The organism is Massilia sp. 01N417 (genome assembly GCF_056399645.1).
Map to the genome: position 1 here is coordinate 186,779 of NZ_JBFTRS010000008.1, position 15,463 is coordinate 202,241.

The following is a 15,463-nucleotide window of genomic DNA, read 5'->3' on the forward strand; positions in this document are numbered from 1 at the left end:
TTGTCTTCCCTCGGGATCGTAACACCCTTACTGACGGGACGGACACACGATACCAGCGATCGCGCTGCGCCGCAGCATGACTCAGCGCCGGCTGGAAACGACGATGCCGCCGACGATCAGGGCAAAGGCCAGGCCATGGTAGGTGTGCGGCAATTCGCCCAGGAAAGCCGAGGACAGCAGGGCCGCGAACAGCGGCGTCAGGTTGACGAAAAAGGCGCCGATGCCGGGCCCGGCGCGGCGGATGCCGGCGCCCCACAGCGCATAGGCCAGCACCGCCGGGCCGACGGCGACGAACAGCAGGCTTGCGGCCAGCTTGCCGCTCCAGGCGATCGCATGCGCATCGATGGCCCATTCGACCCCCGTGAACAGCGCCGACCACAACAGGCCGTACGCCACCTGGGTCGCCAGGAAGGCTGCCCAGTCCGCGCGCAGCGCCGGCGCGTCCTTCGGCTGCAGCAGCATCCAGCTGTAGAAGGACCAGGCGATGGTGGCCAGGATCATGTACAGGTCACCGGCGACCAGCCGCAGGTTCAGCAGCTGGTGAATATCGCCGCGGCACAGCACCACCAGCACGCCGAGGATGGACAGCACCGCGCCGGCCACCTGCCACGGCCGCACCGGCACGCCGAAGAACAGCCGCCCGACCAGCATCATCCACACCGGCATGCCGGACGCGACCAGGGTCACGTTGATCGGTGTCGAGCTCTGCAGGGCCAGGTATTGCAGCGAGTTGTACAACCCGACCCCGGCCAGGCCCAGCAGCGCATAGCGGCGCCAGTTGGCCAGTACGCCGCTGCCGGGTTTCAGCGCGGCGCGGCCCAGCGGCAGCAGGATGAGGAGCGCGATCGTCCAGCGCAGCAGGTTCAAGGTCATCGGCGGCACGGCTTCGCGCACCAGGCGGCCGACGATGGCGTTGCCGGCCCAGAGCAGGGGCGGGATCGTCAGGAGGAGGATGGTGGAGGGGGTGAGTTTTTGGTTCATGAATTTCGTCGTCGTTCCCGCGAAGGCGGGAACCCATGCTGAGCATTCGAACTCGGACGCACCGAATTATCGCGAATCAGCCGAATTCTGAAGCTCAGTCTGGATCCCCGCTTTCGCGGGGGTGACGTTGGAACGCGGGGATGACGTTAACGCCGCCGCGGCGTCAACACACTCGGCAGCGCCTTCGGCAAGGTATCCGGATAATCCCGCGAATAATGCAGCCCGCGGCTCTCCCGGCGCGACAGCGCGCTGCGCACGATCAGGTCCGCCACCTCGACCAGGTTGCGCAGTTCCAGCAAGTCATTGGTGACGCGGAAGTTGCGGTAATACTCGTCGATCTCTTCCTTCAGCAGGCGGATCCGGTGGTGCGCCCGCTCCAGGCGCTTGGTGGTGCGCACGATGCCGACGTAATTCCACATGAAGCGGCGCAGTTCGTCCCAGTTGTGGGCGATCACGACCTCTTCGTCGGCATTGGTGACGCGGCTTTCGTCCCAGGCCGGCAGGCTCGGCAGCTCGGACGGCGGCGCGGCGGCGATCTGGTGGGCGCAGGCGCGGCCCACCACCAGGCATTCCAGCAGCGAGTTGCTGGCGAGGCGATTGGCGCCGTGCAGGCCCGTGTAAGCGGTCTCGCCGACCGCGTACAGGCCCGGAATATCGGTGCGGCCGGCCAGGTCGGTCACCACGCCGCCGCAGGTGAAGTGCACGGCCGGCACCACCGGGATCGGCTGCTGGGTGATGTCGATGCCCAGCTCAAGGCAGCGTGYGTAGATGGTCGGGAAGTGTTCCTTGATGAATTCCGGGCTCTGGTGGGAGATGTCCAGGTGGACGTAATCCAGGCCGCGCTTCTTCATCTCGAAGTCGATGGCGCGCGCGACCACGTCGCGCGGGGCCAGTTCGCCGCGCTCGTCGTGGGCCGGCATGAAGCGGGTACCGGCGGCAAGACCGGCTTCGGGCGGCAGCTTGAGCAGGCCGCCTTCGCCGCGCACCGCCTCGCTGATCAGGAAGGATTTCGCGTAGGGGTGGTACAGGCAGGTCGGGTGGAACTGGATGAATTCCATGTTCGACACCCGGCAGCCGGCGCGCCAGGCCATGGCGATGCCGTCGCCGGTGGCCGTGTCCGGATTCGTCGTGTACAGGTAGACCTTGCCGGCGCCGCCGGTGGCCAGCACGGTGTGCTCCGCTTCGAAGGTCAGCACCTTGCCGCTCTGTTCATCCTGCACGTAGAGACCGTAGCAGCGCGGCTGGCCGACCAGGCTCGGGGCGCCGCCATGCACGCCGCCGGCGCTCAGCTTGTCGGAGGTGATCACGTCGATCGCACAGTGGTGCTCGAACAGCGAGATGTTCGGATGCGCGCGCACCTTCTGTTCCAGCGTGACCTGGACCGCGTGGCCGGTGGCGTCGGCGGCGTGGATGATGCGGCGCTGGCTGTGGCCGCCTTCCCGCGTAAGGTGGAAGCCGAGTTCCGCGCTCTCGTCGCGGGTAAACGGCACGCCTTGCTCGATCAGCCACTCGATGGCTTCGCGGCCGTGTTCGACGATGAAGCGGGTGGCGGCTTCGTCGCACAGGCCGGCGCCGGCCACCAGGGTGTCGGCAATGTGCTGGTCGTGACTGTCGCCGGAATCGAGGACGGCGGCGATGCCGCCCTGCGCCCAGTTGCTGGCGCCGTCGAGGAGTTCGCGTTTGGAGATGATGGCCACCGTGCGGGTCTGCGCCAGGTGGAGGGCAACCGACAGGCCGGCCAGGCCGCTGCCGACGATTACAACATCGAATTTCATAATGGTGGAGGCTTGATCAACCTGCCGAGGGTCTCAAGCCCTTTTAGTTTTGTGGAGAGGCATCACTATAGACGATTTGCGCCGGCCTTGTTGGAGCGGCATTGGCGGCGGTCCGCGTTATCATCCGTGTTTTAACGTGATGCATCACGTTTATTGACGACCATTTCGTAGATGCGCCGGTAGCGCGCCGCCGTCAACTCCCAGCTGCGCCGCGTGCTCATGAAGTCGCGCGCCGCGGCCCCCATGGCATCGATGCGCCAGGGTTCGGCCAGTACCCGCTCGATGGCGTTCACCAGCGACGCACGCTTGCCGGCCTCGAACAGCATCCCGCTATGCCCGTGCACCAGCAGCTCGCGGTGGCAGGCCAGGTCGGATGCGACCACCGCACATCCCTGCGCCAGCGCGTTGAGCAGGTGCCGGGACGGCTGCAGGGAGGGTGCAAGTCCCAGCGCCGGAAATACGGCGATATCGGCGCGCGGCAGCACATCGGCCGCACGCCGGTAAGAGAGCGGACCGGCGAAGACGACGTGGCCGCGCAGACCCGGCTGGGCCAGCAACTGCTCGAAGCAGGCCTCGCGCTCGCCGCCGGCGGCGACCAGCAGCCGCAATCCAGGGTGCTTGCGCCGCAGCTGGGCCAGGGCCGCCAGCAGCAAGGCCAGACCGTCGTCCGGCTCCAGACCGCCCGCATAGGCCAGCAGCGGCGCCCCTACCAGGTTCGTCATCCTGGCGCTGGCCAGCACGCACGGCACCAGGTCCGGCGCCGGCGGAATCACGGCGATCGATCTCCCGGCCAGGCCCTCCGCACGCAAGGCGGCCCGCAGCTGGGCTGTCCCGGCCGCGATCGCATGGGCCGCGCCCAGGGCCCAGCGTTCCGCGCGCGGGAAGGGATAAGCCGGCGCGGCCAGTCCACGGCGCTCGGCCTCGACCAGCAGCGGAAGCTTCTGCAGGCGCGCCACCGGCCACGCGGCCACCGCGTTCGCGCTCGGCAGGTGGACGTGGATCAGGTCCGGCCGCGTCAGCCTAGCCACCTGGCGCAGGCGCAGCGCCAGGGCCGCCGTCGACATCGCCGCACCGAGACGGGAATCCGGCGCCGCGGTGCGGACGAAAGGGAGACGCCGGCCGAGGGGTGCCGTGCGGTAGACATGCCAGCCGCCGCCATGCGCTTCCGCCGCCGGCTGCCTGGTGCCAGTGAGCTGGACGGTCTGCACGCCCTGGTCGCGCAGCTTTTCCAGCAGGGCCTGGGCGCGGCGGCTGTAGTCGCTGCGGCGCGGCGCGGAATGGTCGAGCAGGTGCAGCACGCGCATCGGCTGTCCCGCCTAGCTATCGAAACCCGTCAGCGCATCGTAGACGGCCAGGTAGTCGCGCGCCATCGCCGGCATGCTGTGGCGGGCGATCACGTGGCTGCGGGCGCGCGCGCCGTGACGGGCCGCCATCTCGGGAATGCGGCAGTAATCCGAGACCGCCGCCGCCAGCAATTCGGTCGAGGTCGGCGGCACCAGGATGCCGGTAAAGCCGGGATGCACGAGCTCGGTATTGCAGCCGACCGCGCTGGCGACCACCGGCAGGCCGCTGGCCATCGCTTCCAGGATCGCGTTCGCGCGGTCCTCGGTCAGCGAGGGCAGCACGAACAGGTCCATCGCGCGCAGCAGCTGGGCGGTATCGCTGCGGGCGCCGGGCAGCCAGGCGCGGGCCGCGGCGCCGGCGCGGTTCAGCATCGCCTGGCATTCGGCGCGCACCGGACCGTCGCCGACGATCATCAGGCGCAGGCGCTGGTGGGCCGGATGCGGCGAGGCGATCAGCCGCAGGAAGGCCTCGACCAGCAGCGTATGGTTGGCGCTGTCGTCCATGCGGCCGATACTGCCGATCACGAACACGCCGTCGTGCATGAATCCGGCCGGCCCGACCGCCGCCGCCGGGCCCAGGCGCGGGTGGAATTGCACGCTGTCGACGCCGTTGGCGATCTGCGTGACACGCGCCGGCTCGGCGCCGATCGCCCCCACCAGCCATTGTTCGAGGTCGCCATTTGCGGTGATGAAATGGTCGATCAGGGGACGCAGCAGGCGGCGCAGGGCCTGTCCGCGAAAGCAGGGCGCGCCGTCCGGACCCAGGTCGCGCGCGTGCTCGGCATGCACCCGCAGCCGCACGCCGGCCAGCGCCGCCACCAGCTGGGCCGGCAGTCCGGAGCGGTTACGGGTGTGGATCAGGTCCGGCCGCAGCATGCGCAGCACGCGGTAGAGGCGCAGGTAGTGAAGCAGGCCGCGCTCCTGCCGGTGCAGCTTGACGATCTCGACCCCCTGTTCGCGCAGGCCGGCTTCGTAGTCGCCCTGGCCGCCCAGGCAGACGATGGCGTGGCGGTAGCGCTCGGCCGGCAAATGACGGATCAGGTTCAGCAGGCCGGTTTCCGTGTGGGCGCTGTCCAGCGCTTCGACCACGTGCACCACCAGCCGCGCCGGTTCGGCAGCACCGGCAAAGGAATTCGCGATGAGGGCGGCGGCATGCTTCGCGCCCAGGCCGGCGACGTCCGGAAACGGCTGTGCACGGCGGTGAGTGGAAGGCATTCGCGACGGACTCCATGCTCGTTGGCGGCGGCTGACACGTGATTATATGGCGCCGAAACCCGGGTTTTAGCCGCTTTCCGGCATGGTTGACGAGTCTCAAAAAAGCGCCGCGCCGATGTTCGCTTGCGCACCGACCCGGCATCCGGCTGGCGCTAGGATGCACGGACATCAGCCATTCACGAGGACTGCCCATGACTACCCACCACGCCGCCGAAGTGGCCAAACTGCACGACAAGATCAAGGACGTGCGCTTTCCGATGTTCACCTGGCAGGACCAGCATGGACACCTGTTGAGCCAGCCGATGACCCGGCAGCAGGTCGATGCCGATGGCGGCATCTGGTTCTACACCTCGACCCTGACCGCGCTGTGGGATTGCATCGCCCACCGCCCCCAGGTCAACCTGGGCTTCGCCGACCAGGACGACAGCCTGTACGTGTCGGTGAGCGGCACCGCCGAGCGCGTGGTCGACCGCGAACGCATCCGCGCCATGTGGAATACCGGCGTCCAGGCCTGGTTCCCGGCCGGCCCCGAGGACGAGCACGTGGTACTGATCCGCGTGGATCCGCACTCGGCCGAGTACTGGGACTCGAACGACAGCAAGATGGTCCGCATCTTCGCCATGGCCAAGGCCGCGATCACCGGCGACAAGCCGGACCTGGACAGCGAACACAAATCCATCCGCCTGGATTAAGCGCCAGAAAATTCCACTCTTGCAATAAACCGGCCCGCTGACGTACAGTACACGCTTCTTCACGAAGGGGCGGCAATGGAACTGGAAGGGCAGGGCCGGGAGCAATGATCGGGTTGCAGGAACTGGCGGCCGATGTCTATACGGCGCTGAGCGCGACCGCGCCGCTCGAACTGGCGGCGAACGTGTTTACGGCCGTCGCCATCGTGCTGGCCGGCCGCAACAATATCCATACCTGGTGGACCGGCGTGGTCGGCACTCTGCTGTTCGGCTTGCTGTTCGCGCAGAACCGGCTGTACGCCGACGTCGCCCTGCAGCTGTTCTTCGTGGTCACCGGCCTGATCGGCTGGTGGAAGTGGCTGCGCGGCCGGCACGGCGAAGCGCTGCCCGTCACCCACGCGGGCATGGCCAGCATGCTGCGCATCCTGCCCCTCGGCGTGGGCGCCACGGTCGCCTACGGCGCCATGCTCCACCATTTCACGAACGCCTACGCGCCTTTCCCCGATTCCGCCGTGCTCGTGTTCAGCATCATCGGCCAGATGCTGATGATGCAGCGCCGCGTGGAAAACTGGGTCTTCTGGCTGCTCGTCAATACAATCGCCACGCCGCTGTATTTCAGCCGCGGGCTGTACCTGACCGCCGTGCTGTATGCCGGCTTCTGGATCAACGCCCTGGTTTCCTGGCGCAACTGGCACAAGCTGGCCGCGCTTCCATCCACCGATAGCATCCCCACCGAAAGCATCCGTCCATGAAACTGAAAGCAGTCGCGGCCTCGCTGGCCATCCTGGGCATCGCCGCCTCCGTCCACGCCGAATCCAGCGGCGCCGCCCAGCATGTGGTGGCCGTGCGCGCCGGCAAGCTGGTCGACGTGGTCGCCGGCAAGGTGCTGGACAACCAGACCATCCTGATCAACGGCGACCGCATCACCGCGGTCGGCCCCAGCGGCAGCATCGCGGTGCCGGCCGGCGCCGAGGTGGTCGACCTGTCCGGCGCCACCGTGCTGCCGGGCCTGATCGACGCCCACACCCACCTGACCGGTGATCCGCACCAGCACGGCTACCAGTCGCTGGGCGTGTCCGACATCCGCGCCGCCCTGTACGGCGCCCATTCGGCCCAGGCGACCTTGAACGCCGGCTTCACCACCGTGCGGAACGTGGGCGCCAGCGGCTTCGGCGACGTTGCCCTGCGCGACGCCATCAACGAGGGCGAACTGCCGGGTCCGCGCATGCGCACGGCCGGCTACGCGATCGGCATCCAGGGCGGGCACTGCGACAACAACCTGCTGCCGCACGACTTCCACTACACCGAGAACGGCGTCGCCGACGGTCCGTGGGCGGCGCGCGCCAAGGTGCGCGAGATGGCGAAGTATGGTGCCGACGTGATCAAGATCTGCGCCTCGGGCGGCGTGCTGTCCAAGGGCGACGAGCCGGGCGCCCAGCAGCTCACGCTGGAAGAGATGAAGGCCATCGTCGAGGAAGCGCACAAGCTGGGCCGGCGCGTGGCCGCCCACGCCCATGGCGCCAGCAGCATCCGCGACGCCATCCTGGCCGGCGTCGATTCGGTCGAACACGCCAGCCTGGTCGACGACGAAGGCATCCGCCTGGCGCGCGAGAAGGGCACCTACTTCGTCATGGATATCTATAACGACGACTACATCCTGCAGGAAGGCGCCAAGGCCGGCATGCTGCAGGAGTCGCTCGACAAGGAACGCGCCCTCGGCCAGCTCCAGCGCGACAACTTCCGCAAGGCCTTCAAGGGCGGCGTCAAGATGGCCTTCGGCACCGATGCCGGCGTCTACCCGCACGGCGACAACGCCCGCCAGTTCCATTACATGGTCCAGTACGGCATGAGCCCGATGCAGGCGATCCAGGCGGCCACCATCAATGCCGCCGACCTGCTGGGCTGGAAGGACCGTATCGGTTCGGTCTCGGCAGGCAAGTATGCGGACCTGATCGCCGTCGCCGGCGACCCGCTGAAGGACCCGGCCGAGCTCACCCGCGTGAAGTTCGTGATGAAGGGCGGGGCGGTGGTGAAGGGTGCGCAGGCAGCCCGCTGAGCGCCGGTCCATTCATACGAAAGCATTCTCCATCGGGTGGTAATCTGAAAGCCGACCCACCGATGGAGGATGCGATGTCCAATTTTCAGCACCCGGAATACCAGGCCTGTATCGACGCCTGTTACGCCTGCGCGGCGGCTTGCGACAACTGTTCGACCGCCTGCCTGCAGGAGGACGACGTCAAGATGATGGCGCGCTGCATTGCGCTCGACATGGATTGCGCCGCCATCTGCCGGATGGCGGCGGCCTATATGGCGCGCGGCAGCGACTTCGCCGTCCAGCTGTGCCGGCTCTGCGCCGAAATCTGCACGGCCTGCGCCGCCGAGTGCGGCAAGCACCAGATGGAGCACTGCCAGGCTTGCGCCCAGGCCTGCACGCGCTGCGCCGAGGCCTGCGAAGCCATGATCGGCAGGGTCTAGTTACTTTTGGTAGGGCGGCGCCAGGTCGCCCTCGGACTGGTTGCCGCCGGTCTCCGGCGTGCCGAGGCCCGTCGGATTGATGCCGGCCTGCCGGCTGTGGGTGTCCTGGGCGCCGCGCGTGCTCGCGGTGGCGGCGGTGCCCGCGCCCTCGCTGTCCGACGCAGTGTCCACCGCGTGCTGCAAGGCGTCGCCCTGGTTCTTGATCGGCTCGCCGGACTGCCAGTGGCCCTCGGTCTCTTCGTTGTGCGGCTTGGTCAGCGCCTCGCCGCCGCTGCCGCCGGTCTCGGCCATGGTTTCGTGGTCCGGCGTGGCGCCGGCTTCGCCGCTGGTGAGATTGCCGACGCCGATGGTCGGCGCATCGCTGCTCTTGCCCTGTTGCGTGCTCATAAAACCTCCTTTTTCAGACCGGAATCTGGGATTCGCCGCCGCCGGCGCTGCCGAAACTCTGCAACTGGTCCAGCGTCAGGCGGCGGTCGTTGAGTGCCGCGACGATCGCCTTGAGCTGCTCGGGATCCGGCTGGATATAGACCATGCGCTGTTCGAGCTGGTGCTCCCAGTACGGCGTGTAGGGGACGTCGGTCTCCGGCATCACCTTGGCCTTGAAGCTGCCGTCCTGCAGTTCGCCGACCAGCGTGATGCGGGTCGTGTCCGGGGTCGTGTTCTTTACCGTGATGTTCATGGCGCTCCTCGTGTCGTCCGTTCGCTCGGAGGTATTGTCCCGTACGTTCGGTCGGAGCGCCAACACGGTTCGAACGGCGCTCGCGAAAGGCGGGTCAATGATTACGAGTCCGTAATGTGGAAGGGAAGATCGCGGTGCTACCATCGAAACGACCTTGGCTCGCGGAAGCCAGCCCATGTGACGCACTTGCCTAACACCAGTTGAGGCCTACCCGACATGCCCCGCCCACGATCGCGCACTGGACTTGTATCCTGGTATGGCATGCTTTCCAGGGCACTCGGCGCAGCCGGCCTGACCCGATGCCAAACGACAAGCCTTGATGCAGCCGCCGAGGGCGCCCATCCGGCCTCCGGCCTTCCTCACGACACCCTCGTCCTGCCCGCTCATCAAGCCAGGAATATCCGGCTGGCGCAGGTGCAATCCGTGCAATGCAAGCCGACGCTCGAGACACTGGCCCATGTCGACGTCGACCAGGAGCGGGAGCTGCCCTTGTTTCCGCCTTTTTCCGGACACATCCTGTCGATTGCCGTGCGGGCCCGTGACGCGATCCGGAAAGGACAGGCCCTGTAGGATGACCGCCAATCCGGACGAAAGCAACCTGGCCGGGCTACAGCTGGGGCAAGCCGTCAGGGCGACGGTCCAGGCCTATCCGGACCGGAACTTCGGCGGCTCGATCGCCGGCATCGCCTCTTCGCCGGATCCGGAAAACCGCCGCGCCGTGGTGTGCGCCGAGGTCCGTGACCCGGACAACCTGCTGCATCCCAGGATGACGGTCACCTTCACGATCGACACCGGGCCCGCAGTGACCGAACTGGCGGTGCCGGCCGATGCCGTAGTTGCCGACGGCAAGAACACGATGACGGTGTTCGTCACGAGCGACGGGCGCAGTTTCACACGGCGGACGATCCGCACGGGGGCCGAATGCGGCAATATGCGCGTGGTGCTGTCGGGTGTGCTGGCAGGGGAGCAGGTGGCCGCCGAAGGCGCGATTTTCCGGTCGCTGGCGCGGGCGCCGCAATGAGCGTCACCGACACCCTCACTCGTCGTGCAGGTTGATCTCGCGCTGCTCGTCGGTCGGTTTGTTCAGCCAGCGCCGGTGCAGCGCACGCTCCAGCGGTTTGCCGAGCACGAACAGGAGGAAAACGAAGGCGAGGGCGATGCAGGCGATCTGCCAGGACCCCAGGCCGCACAGGATGCCGAGGATGGCGGTGATCCAGATCGACGCTGCGGTGGTGAGGCCGCGAATGCGGTCGCCGCCGTTCTCGTGGACGATGACGCCTGCGCCGAGGAATCCGACGCCGGTGACGAGCCCCTGGATCACGCGGCTGACCGCCGAGGTATCGACCTGCCCATGCGCGGTCAGCATGTTCATCCCGGCCATGGTCGCCAGGCAAGCGCCGAGGCTGACCAGGCCGAGGGTCCTGATCCCGCTCGGTTTGCCGCGCAGGTTACGGTCCAGCCCGATCAGCCCGCCGATCAGGACCGAGGTACTCAGGCGCAACAGGATGTCCGGGTAGTCCATGGCCTAGCCTCCGAAAGCGACCTGGAACTGTCCGGCGTCGTAGGCCGCGGCGAAGACGGCCCAGTCGGCGTTCACCTGGGCGGCCATCGCCGCAGCCGCCTGGGCAACCTGGCCCTGCCATTTCTTCCTGGCGGCAAAGTCGATCAAGTCGTCGGCGGAGGCGGAGCCCTGGCGGCCGCTGCTCCGCAACTGGGCCCAGGCCAGGCACCTCGCGAGCAGCGAAACGGCAGTCTCGATGTGCTCGAGCTCGGTGCCGAAACGCTCGAAAGGCAAGCGATCCCCGCTCGGCTGCAAGGCGCGCAAAACGAAGCCCTGGCCTGCGTGGGACAGCGGGTGCAGGCAAGCCGCGCTCACCGCCTGCATGCGTTGCTGCACGCCCGCGATCCGGTGCGCCTCGTCCGGCCAGCGCGGCTGCAGCGCCTTGAAGTGCCGGCCGAGTGACGACGGGACGGCCTGTTTCAGGTCGAACAGATAGTTGCCGTCGGGTGAGCCATCGCCTTCAACCAGCAGCACGTAGCGGGCGACACCCAGGCTGCCGGTGCCGGCTACGCGGCGTCCGACGTCGAGCACGCGGAAAAAGTCCGGGTCCCGCCGGCCGGCGGCGAAGGCATGCACGGTCGCGCACACGGCATCGCGCTCGGCTTCCGTGACGGGGAGGGCGCGGCGGCCGTCGACCAGCAACCGGCGGCGCTTGCGCACCAGCCGTGTGCGGCCGTTCAGGTAATCGACACGGTTGCGCACGCGCAATTGGTCCAGCAAGTCGCGCACCACGTCCTGGGCCGTGTCACGCTCGACCCAGCCGGCCTTGCCGGCCGCCAGCGCGTGGGCATAGTCGGCAGTGAGCCGCGCGACGAGGGCGGATGCCTGCTGGTCCGGCATGCCCAGCGACCCAAGGCCCACGTGCATGCTGGTCGCAAGCCTCACCAGTTCCCAGGTGGCAGGGGCCAGCGCCGCCTCGTCGAAGTCGTTGATATCGAAGTAGACCAGCCGGTTGTCGCCTTTGTAACTGCTGAAATTCTCGAGGTGGAGGTCGCCGCAGCACCAGACCGGTGGCGCCGACGCCCCGAATCCGGAGGAGGCGAGGCGGTCATAGAACAGGTGGCAAGTGCCGCGCAGGAAAGGGAAGGGCCCGCTGCGAAGGGCACGGTATTTCATTGCCAGGCGTTCGGGGTCCCGTCCCTGGTTGGCCTTCAGGATGCGCTTGACGATGTTCATCGATACCTTTGAGAAGGGAAGCCGGATGAGCTGTCAATCATACATCGGCGCAGTGAGGCGTGGAGGGAGGCGATCGACTACGGCAAGACGGCGTCGAACCGGACGCAAGCCCGAAACCGCGAGCGAATTTCGCCCCGTCTTTAACTCGACATTACCAAATATATTGTCGATTTCAGTTTGCGAACAGGCAAAGTGCTATACTGTACATAGATACAGCCCTTTTCAGCATCCGCAGCCAGAAACATGCCGAACTTTACCCCAATCGACCTGGGCCCGTCAGCACCGGAAGAGATCACAAGCGGTCCGAGCAGCCGCCTGCACGTCAAAATGTACCGCCTCGCCGAAGATGCGATCACCGAGGCCACCACCGACATCGAACTGGCCCGGGAATTCATCGCCCACGGCGAACTGAGCGCGAAATCGATCCAGAACTCGCAGAAGGAGCTGTACCGCTTCCTGACCTGGTGCCGGGAGGAAGCCAAAAAGACCCTGGCCCAGCTGAACGTCGCCGACCTCAACGCCTACAAGGACTTCCTCAAGAATCCGCCGCCGGAATGGATCTCGACGACCAAATGGCCGCGCAACGATCCGCGCTACCGGCCATTCACGGGGCCGCTGTCCGATCCCAGCCGGCGCCAGGCCATGATCGCCGTGAAGGGCCTGATGGGCTTTGCCGAGCAGACCGGCTACCTGCGCCGTAACCCGGGCGCACTGGTGCGCAACGTCCGTGCACCGTCGGCAAGCCGGATCACGCGCTATTTGACTCAGGGCGCGATCGCGCTCGCGCTCGAAACGGTTTCCAGCCGCCCGGCCGACACGCCGGCGGCTTTCAGGCGCCGCGCGCGCGACCGCTTCCTGCTGGTCGCCTTTGCGCACACGGGCGCCCGCCTGAACGAGATCGTCAGCGCCTCGATGGGCTCGATCTATACCGAAGGCAACGGCCGCTGGTGGCTGGACGTCCTCGGCAAAGGCAACAAGCCGCGCCGCCTGCCGGTGCCGCCGGACATGCTCGACGCCTACCAGGCCTATCGCCAGGCCTTCGAACTCCTGCCGCAGACCAGCCGCACGGACCGCACGCCGCTCGTTCTGTCGAGCCGTTCGCGCGAACCGGCGCGCATCACGGACGAAGCGGCGTCGGAAGCGATCAAGGCGGTGTTCGCGGACGCCGCCCGCGCCGCCGACGCGCAAGGCGACCAGGATACGGCCGCCACCTTGCGCCAGGCCTCGGCGCACTGGCTAAGGCACAGCATGCTGACCAACCACGCGAACAATGGGGTGCAGTTGAAGACCCTGCAGGACACGGCGGGGCATGCGAATATCGCCACCACGGCGGCCTATCTGCACAAGACCGACAACGAGCGACATGACGAGATCATCCGGTCGGCGAACGGGAAGAGCATCGTGTGAGGCTGTGCTGCCCCTTGATGGGGGCTTTACGCGTACCGTATTTTACATAATATAGATTATGCGCGATTCGGGTTTTCCTCCAGCCACAGGATCGCCGCCGCCATATCGTTATAGAAAACCCGGTACGCACCCTCGCCGAATTGGCCGAAAGCGATCCGCGCGAGATACGCGATCCGCGTGTTCGGCACCAGGATCGCCCTGCGCAACACGATCGGCGCCAGCCGTTCGTGTGCTTCGGCGTCCATCCTGTCCTGGAACAGCGCCATGTCCACCGTCGGATCTTCCAGCTCCAGCGCGTCATACAAGACCTTGACCTGGCGCGTATCCTTCACGAGTTCGAAAACGCGGCGCTGGCACTCCGTCAACACGGCCTCGTCGCATCGTCCACGCACGCGCGCCAGTATGAGATCGCCTACCGGTTCCACCCAAAGCTGCTCATTCATCATTTGCGTCTCTAATGTTTATGGCGAGAATCGGCACTCTATCAGATGATTTCCCTTTATCATTCCCGCCATGATTACCTGTTTCGATATCGGCGGCAGCGCCATCAAGTGCGCGGTTGCCAGCGCCGACGGCCAAATCGGCGAACTCCAGCGCGTGCCGACGCCCGCCCACGACTTCACCGCCTTCAGTGCCGCCATGCGGGCGCTGATCGATGCCGGCGCCCCCTCGCGCGGCGTCGCCATCTCCATTGCCGGCGTCATCGATCCGGCCGACGGCCGCATCAAATGCGCGAACATTCCCTGCATCGACGGCCGCACGCTGGCGGACGAGCTCTCCGCCGCCCTTGGACTGCCGGTCTGGATCATCAACGATGCCGACAGCTTCGCCCTCGCCGAAGCCCAGGCCGGCGCCGGCCGCGGCCATGCCAATGTGTTCGGCCTGATCCTCGGCACCGGCGTCGGCGGCGGCCTGGTCATCGGCGGCCGCCTGATCGGCGGTCCTGGCGGTTTCGCCGGCGAATGGGGGCATGGCCCGGTGCTGGCGCAGTCCGATTTCATGCGCTTCCCCTGCGGCTGCGGCCAGACCGGCTGCCTGGACACGGTGGGCGGCGCCCGCGGCCTGGAACGGCTGCACCTGGCGCTGCACAGTCAAACCCTGGACAGCCGCGACATCATCGCCGCCTGGGAGGCCGGCGACGCCCATGCCGAACGCACGGTCGCCTGTTGGACCGGCCTGCTCTGCGGACCGCTGGCCATGTTGGTGAATACCGTCGGCGCGTCGATCCTGCCGGTCGGCGGCGGCCTGGCCAACAGCGCGCCGCTGATCGCGAGGCTCGACCGGGCCGTGCGCGCCGCCATCCTGCGCAAGACCGATACGCCCATCATCGTGCCCGGCCAGTCCGGCGCGGAACCGGGCCTGATCGGCGCGGCCTGGCTGGGTCTGGAAAAGCTCGGCGGCCGGCATGGCTAAGAAAATTACGCTGGAAGTCTGCGTCGACAACGTCCACGGCCTGGCCGCCGCCCTTGACGGCGGCGCCGACCGCATCGAATTGTGCAGCGCGCTGGATATCGGCGGCCTGACGCCGACACAAGGCCTGCTGCGTGCCGCCTCGCGCAGTCCGGTGCCGGTGGTCGCGATGATCCGCCCGCGCGGCGGCGACTTCTGTTTCGACGAGTCGGAAACCCGGCTGATGCTCGACGAGATCGACGCCGTCGCCGTGGCCGGCCTGCAAGGCGTGGTGCTGGGCGCATCGATGCCCGACGGCCGCCTGGACCAGGCGACGCTGGAAAAGCTGGTGCGCCGGTCCCGTGATCATGGCCTGCGCTGCGTCCTGCACCGGGCCATCGACCTGTGCCCGGACCTGGCGCTGGCCACGCGCCAGGCCATCGATCTCGGCTTCGAACGCATCCTGAGTTCCGGCGGTGCCAGGAGCGCGCCCGAAGGACTGGACGATTTGCAGCGCTGCTTCGAGGCTGCAGCCAATCGTATCGCCATCATGCCCGGCGCCGGCATCTCCGCCGACAATGTCCACCTGCTGCGCGAGCGGCTGCCGCTGACCGACGTCCACGCATCCTGTTCGGAGCCGCTGCCCGCGGCGTCGCCGCAAGTTCTCGCCTTCGGTTTCGATTCCGGCAACCGCCGCCAGACCAGCCGCACTAAAGTCGCCGCCTTGAGCGCTAAACTGCAGGCCTGATCCGGTCTTTTGCTTGAAATGCAAG

18 protein-coding genes are annotated in these 15,463 nt (G+C 67.2%); 9 read left to right on the forward strand and 9 right to left on the reverse strand.

Features of this window, described 5'->3' with window-relative positions; translation table 11 throughout:
* Positions 1-81: 81 nt before the first annotated feature.
* The 4 genes from AC1DOQ_RS11410 to AC1DOQ_RS11425 all read right to left on the reverse strand — a co-directional run bounded on the left by AC1DOQ_RS11410 (position 82) and on the right by AC1DOQ_RS11425 (position 5,314).
* Complete coding sequence (locus AC1DOQ_RS11410) at positions 82-981, reverse strand: DMT family transporter (protein ID WP_477363494.1); 900 nt, start codon at positions 979-981, stop codon at positions 82-84.
* 146 nt (positions 982-1,127) lie between these two features.
* Positions 1,128-2,756 carry an L-aspartate oxidase gene (gene nadB / locus AC1DOQ_RS11415; RefSeq protein ID WP_477363497.1) on the reverse strand — a complete coding sequence of 543 codons (1,629 nt, stop codon included), beginning with the start codon at positions 2,754-2,756 and terminating at the stop codon, positions 1,128-1,130.
* A 131-nt stretch (positions 2,757-2,887) separates the two neighbouring features.
* Complete coding sequence (locus AC1DOQ_RS11420; RefSeq protein WP_477363500.1) at positions 2,888-4,060, reverse strand: glycosyltransferase family 4 protein; 1,173 nt, start codon at positions 4,058-4,060, stop codon at positions 2,888-2,890.
* 12 nt (positions 4,061-4,072) lie between these two features.
* The gene (locus AC1DOQ_RS11425) at positions 4,073-5,314 is read right to left on the reverse strand and encodes a glycosyltransferase (RefSeq protein ID WP_477363503.1); all 1,242 of its coding nucleotides are present in this window, start codon (positions 5,312-5,314) and stop codon (positions 4,073-4,075) included.
* 191 nt (positions 5,315-5,505) lie between these two features.
* Between AC1DOQ_RS11425 and AC1DOQ_RS11430 the strand changes: the two genes are divergently transcribed.
* The 4 genes from AC1DOQ_RS11430 (at position 5,506) to AC1DOQ_RS11445 (ending at position 8,478) form a co-directional block, all read left to right on the forward strand.
* Entirely contained in the window at positions 5,506-6,006 is a 501-nt protein-coding gene (locus AC1DOQ_RS11430) for a pyridoxamine 5'-phosphate oxidase family protein (protein ID WP_477363506.1), read from the forward strand.
* A 104-nt stretch (positions 6,007-6,110) separates the two neighbouring features.
* Complete coding sequence (gene pnuC / locus AC1DOQ_RS11435) at positions 6,111-6,755, forward strand: nicotinamide riboside transporter PnuC (RefSeq protein ID WP_477363509.1); 645 nt, start codon at positions 6,111-6,113, stop codon at positions 6,753-6,755.
* The gene (locus AC1DOQ_RS11440) at positions 6,752-8,059 is read left to right on the forward strand and encodes a Xaa-Pro dipeptidase (RefSeq protein ID WP_477363512.1); all 1,308 of its coding nucleotides are present in this window, start codon (positions 6,752-6,754) and stop codon (positions 8,057-8,059) included. Before pnuC ends, AC1DOQ_RS11440 begins: the two co-directional genes overlap by 4 nt.
* Positions 8,060-8,133: 74 nt before the next feature.
* Positions 8,134-8,478: a four-helix bundle copper-binding protein gene (locus AC1DOQ_RS11445; protein WP_477363515.1), complete on the forward strand. Its 345-nt coding sequence runs from the start codon at positions 8,134-8,136 to the stop codon at positions 8,476-8,478.
* Here the strand turns inward: AC1DOQ_RS11445 and AC1DOQ_RS11450 are convergent, their stop codons facing one another.
* Together AC1DOQ_RS11450 and AC1DOQ_RS11455 are read right to left on the reverse strand one after the other, a co-directional pair.
* Positions 8,479-8,865, reverse strand: a complete 387-nt coding sequence (locus AC1DOQ_RS11450; protein WP_477363518.1) for a hypothetical protein — start codon at positions 8,863-8,865, stop codon at positions 8,479-8,481. It lies immediately after the preceding gene.
* Between the two features lie 13 nt (positions 8,866-8,878).
* Positions 8,879-9,157, reverse strand: coding sequence for a hypothetical protein (locus AC1DOQ_RS11455; protein ID WP_477363521.1), 279 nt, complete (start codon positions 9,155-9,157; stop codon positions 8,879-8,881).
* A 261-nt stretch (positions 9,158-9,418) separates the two neighbouring features.
* Here AC1DOQ_RS11455 and AC1DOQ_RS11460 point away from each other — a divergent pair, with 261 nt between their 5' ends.
* Both AC1DOQ_RS11460 and AC1DOQ_RS11465 read left to right on the forward strand, forming a co-directional pair.
* Positions 9,419-9,727, forward strand: a complete 309-nt coding sequence (locus tag AC1DOQ_RS11460) for a hypothetical protein (RefSeq protein ID WP_477363524.1) — start codon at positions 9,419-9,421, stop codon at positions 9,725-9,727.
* Between the two features lies 1 nt (position 9,728).
* Entirely contained in the window at positions 9,729-10,178 is a 450-nt protein-coding gene (locus AC1DOQ_RS11465; protein ID WP_477363526.1) for an efflux RND transporter periplasmic adaptor subunit, read from the forward strand.
* Positions 10,179-10,193: 15 nt separating this feature from the next.
* Here the strand turns inward: AC1DOQ_RS11465 and AC1DOQ_RS11470 are convergent, their stop codons facing one another.
* The gene (locus AC1DOQ_RS11470; protein ID WP_477363529.1) at positions 10,194-10,679 is read right to left on the reverse strand and encodes an MgtC/SapB family protein; all 486 of its coding nucleotides are present in this window, start codon (positions 10,677-10,679) and stop codon (positions 10,194-10,196) included.
* A gap of 3 nt (positions 10,680-10,682) precedes the next feature.
* Positions 10,683-11,894 (reverse strand): DUF2252 domain-containing protein, encoded by a 1,212-nt coding sequence (locus tag AC1DOQ_RS11475; protein ID WP_477363532.1) that lies wholly within the window; start codon positions 11,892-11,894, stop codon positions 10,683-10,685.
* A 243-nt stretch (positions 11,895-12,137) separates the two neighbouring features.
* Between AC1DOQ_RS11475 and AC1DOQ_RS11480 the strand changes: the two genes are divergently transcribed.
* Entirely contained in the window at positions 12,138-13,301 is a 1,164-nt protein-coding gene (locus AC1DOQ_RS11480) for a tyrosine-type recombinase/integrase (protein WP_477363534.1), read from the forward strand.
* 56 nt (positions 13,302-13,357) lie between these two features.
* Here the strand turns inward: AC1DOQ_RS11480 and AC1DOQ_RS11485 are convergent, their stop codons facing one another.
* A complete protein-coding gene (locus AC1DOQ_RS11485; protein WP_477363537.1) occupies positions 13,358-13,747 on the reverse strand; it encodes a hypothetical protein in 390 nt (129 codons plus the stop codon).
* Positions 13,748-13,814: 67 nt separating this feature from the next.
* Between AC1DOQ_RS11485 and AC1DOQ_RS11490 the strand changes: the two genes are divergently transcribed.
* Positions 13,815-14,714: an ROK family protein gene (locus AC1DOQ_RS11490; RefSeq protein ID WP_477363539.1), complete on the forward strand. Its 900-nt coding sequence runs from the start codon at positions 13,815-13,817 to the stop codon at positions 14,712-14,714.
* Positions 14,707-15,438, forward strand: a complete 732-nt coding sequence (locus AC1DOQ_RS11495; RefSeq protein ID WP_477363543.1) for a copper homeostasis protein CutC — start codon at positions 14,707-14,709, stop codon at positions 15,436-15,438. Before AC1DOQ_RS11490 ends, AC1DOQ_RS11495 begins: the two co-directional genes overlap by 8 nt.
* Positions 15,439-15,463 lie beyond the last annotated feature (25 nt).